Source organism: uncultured Caballeronia sp. (assembly GCF_964243625.1).
Lineage (GTDB): Bacteria > Pseudomonadota > Gammaproteobacteria > Burkholderiales > Burkholderiaceae > Caballeronia.
Genome location: NZ_CAXTGZ010000680.1, coordinates 1 through 3,139, shown reverse-complemented (window position 1 = coordinate 3,139; position 3,139 = coordinate 1). Strand labels below are relative to the sequence as shown.

The 3,139-nt window shown below is 55.5% G+C and carries 4 protein-coding genes; 3 read left to right on the top strand and 1 reads right to left on the bottom strand.

Annotated elements, in window-relative coordinates; translation table 11 throughout:
• Window positions 1-9 precede the first annotated feature (9 nt).
• Window positions 10-1,383 carry a hypothetical protein gene (locus ACFFAR_RS29175; protein WP_375509009.1) on the bottom strand — a complete coding sequence of 458 codons (1,374 nt, stop codon included), beginning with the start codon at window positions 1,381-1,383 and terminating at the stop codon, window positions 10-12.
• 371 nt (window positions 1,384-1,754) lie between these two features.
• Here ACFFAR_RS29175 and ACFFAR_RS29170 point away from each other — a divergent pair, with 371 nt between their 5' ends.
• From ACFFAR_RS29170 to ACFFAR_RS29160, 3 genes are read left to right on the top strand one after another with little or no spacing between them, the layout of a single operon-like run.
• The gene (locus ACFFAR_RS29170; protein WP_375509008.1) at window positions 1,755-2,042 is read left to right on the top strand and encodes a hypothetical protein; all 288 of its coding nucleotides are present in this window, start codon (window positions 1,755-1,757) and stop codon (window positions 2,040-2,042) included.
• Between the two features lie 4 nt (window positions 2,043-2,046).
• On the top strand, window positions 2,047-2,361 hold the full coding sequence (locus ACFFAR_RS29165) for a hypothetical protein (protein ID WP_375509007.1): 315 nt from the start codon (window positions 2,047-2,049) through the stop codon (window positions 2,359-2,361).
• A complete protein-coding gene (locus ACFFAR_RS29160; RefSeq protein WP_375509010.1) occupies window positions 2,358-2,975 on the top strand; it encodes a recombinase family protein in 618 nt (205 codons plus the stop codon). Before ACFFAR_RS29165 ends, ACFFAR_RS29160 begins: the two co-directional genes overlap by 4 nt.
• Window positions 2,976-3,139: the final 164 nt, after the last annotated feature.

Below are 3,139 nucleotides of genomic sequence, written 5' to 3'. Positions count from 1 at the left end.
GCCATATTTTTAGTAGCGCCCGAGGTACGTCTCAGAACAGATATGGTTGAAATACGAATACGATGAACCCGGATTCAATGCTCCGTTATCAAGATACGCAACCGCGAACGAGTTAGGGTTGTAGGTGATCGTGTAGTGATCCGCCGGTGTTGAGGTTGTCGCGAAATTTCCTGTCGTCGTTCCTTGACCCTGACAAACCCCGATGTTCAGCGGAGTGACCAAGTTGCCTGAAGCATTTGTGACGCCTGAGGTTGTGGTCAGGAGCGTCAAAACATTTGTGGTGCTTCTGTCATAAACCTGAATTGTGACATGCTCACCAGCGGGCAATCGAATATTGCCAGTGTGATCATAGGCTGTTACGCCTGCCGTTATCGTGCGCGCGACATTTTCACGGTTTGGCGCAAGATGCGATATGTTTTCGGTATCGAGGAATTGATAAAAACCTGCGATTCCGGCCCCGTCGGATAAACGAATCGAGTAAGTCTGCGCTGCCGGCGCTGAAGTCCCGGTGTTATACGCCCGCATCATCAAGGTCGCCCCGGAAGACGAAGTGACGTTGTACGAGGTTCCAGACGTAAGCGTTGCCCACGTACTCGGCGCTGTCTCCAGTTGGGCTGTTTGCGTCCCGGTGCCGGTGAAAATAAGCCGGTTAACAGTTTGCGCGGTGGGTGTTTGGATCGCGTAGTAATCTACATCGCTTACCGTGTCAAGATTCGCGTTGATCTGTTGATCGCCGGATAGTTGCGTTGGGTGAAGAATCGAGTCGTTTGGCTCATACGAGTCATATCCGGTTGTTCCGGTCACCTGAAACTGAAACGTCGCGCCTCCCGTTCCTTGTTGCGAATCGACTAGCAACAAAAGGCGAACCGGGCCGCCTGGAATACCCTCGACGATCTTCGTCTGCGACGAATCAATTTCGTTATCAAGGTAAGTAAAAGAACCATCTGAGTTGACTTGCACCAAATGGGCATCGTGCTCTTCATTTGCCGGAAGACTAGCAACGTAACCAACGGTTTTGGTGAGGTCAGGTGCCACAAATTCAAAGCAGTCTGTTTGACCCGATGGCGCTGTGGTTGCGTTATAAACGGTACCAACCTGAATATCCGCACATCCATTAACAGGCGGCCCAACGGTCGCAGCTGTGAAGGCTGTGTCACGTGACGTTCTCTGCGACCGGAACCGCGTTGACGGAAGGGTCCATGGCCTTACTGTCGTAGCGGTCGCAGAAGCTTCTTTTAAGCGTGCGATAACGGGGGTGATATCGGGGGTGCTGATTCCCTCAATATGGGATTGCACATTAATTGTCTCTGATGGGTCTGCGTACGCAATCGAATATATCGACATGCCGACGAGAAGCGATAACAGGATGGGCCTGAGAGTCATGCGATTTCCTAAAACGGTTCAATAGGAACGACTGTGGGGGCGCAGCGCGACAGATATTACGACATCTTACTAACCAATAGTATGAATATTAAGAAGGCGATATTGGCCGGATTTTTCTGGAATATCAGCGCAACTGTCAATTTGCCATGTCGCAAAACTCCTAAGTTTCGCAACGCCGTGCCGGCCACCACCAAACCCATATGCAGCCGTACACCGTAATGTTGCAAAACATAGTCTTGTATGCACCCATATACGCGACTATAATATGCAACATAAGCACGGTAGTGGGCGTGCCGTGCTGCCCGATATGGAGCTGACGCCCGATAAGCGAGTAATCATAACGACAGAAACGAACGGTGCGGTGCTGCTCGATGATGGTCAACTTCGTGCAGCACAACGTCAACTATCCTGCGACCGCCGGCAACGGCTTCCTGATGCGCCGATGTTGCTACGGCCTCACGACTCCCGAAGGGGCGGAATGTCTCGGTGGCTACGATTTGCAGCTCGACGGCAAGTGGCACACGAGCATCAGCGCGCCCTACGACGAACGCACAGACAGCGATTGCCGATGGCTCGGCCGCTTCAATAATCGCCTCGATGCGATTCATGCCCTCTGGCAGCATCGCCATGAGGCCGTCATCCGACATTCGCGCCATTGACGCCATGACCGCTACTTCGCCGAGCTATACCTACGAAATTAAGCCCCGACGCGCCGAGCTGGGCGGGGGGTGGCAGGCACGCTTTTTTGAGGCCGGTATTGAAATAGGCGGGGGCGCATTCCCTGCAAACGCCGACGCAGATCCGCAGGCCGGCATCGACTGGTGGAACGGACTCACCGAGGACGAGCGCTTGACATGGATGGGCTATGCCAATAGTGCAAAACCTCGCGACGCGTGGCAGGCGTATCTTCAAAAAGAAGCCTACGACGCGGCGCAAAATGCGGCCGAGTCATGGCTCGAATCGCGGGAGCGCCAGTGAGAGACCCAGCCGATATAGCCACACGTGACGTGTTGACTGGCGCATTTCTGATCGGATACGCCCGTGTCTCGACTCGCGACCAGGACCTGAGCAACCAAGAGGCGCAGCTACGCGCGGCTGGATGCGGCAAGGTCTTTGCCGAGAAAATTACCGGAACCCGGCGCGCGCGTCCCCAGCTCGATCGCATGCTCGACCACTTGCGGGCCGGCGACGTTATCGTTGTAACGCGCCTTGACCGACTCGCTCGCAGCATCCGCGACCTGCTCGACATTGTTGAGCGCATCCGCGATGCCGGCGCAGGCCTGCGCAGTCTCGCCGAGCCGTGGGCCGACACGACGACGCCGGCCGGCCGCATGGTATTGACCGTGTTCGGCGGCATGGCCGAGTTCGAGCGGAGTCTAATCGTTGAGCGCACGAGTAGCGGCCGGGCCGCCGCCAAGGCGCGCGGCACGAAGTTCGGCCGCAAGCCGACGCTCACACCGGCGCAGCTCGACCATGCTTATCGCCTCGCAGACGAGGGCAACATGAGCATGCAGGAAATCGCCGCGTTGCTCGGTATTCATCGATCAACGCTGTTTCGGCTGCTGTCGCAGCGTTCAGATAAGGCCGCCTAGTGCCGTTAACATGACAATCACCACGAGCACGCGTGTAGGCAGCTATGAACAGCAAGAAAGCATGTGAATTAACGATTGATGGATGGGAGTCAAAAGGCCCGTACGAATTCGTTCATCCGACTGGCTGGACCATAACCAATCGCATCTTGAGCGCGAAATCAGTA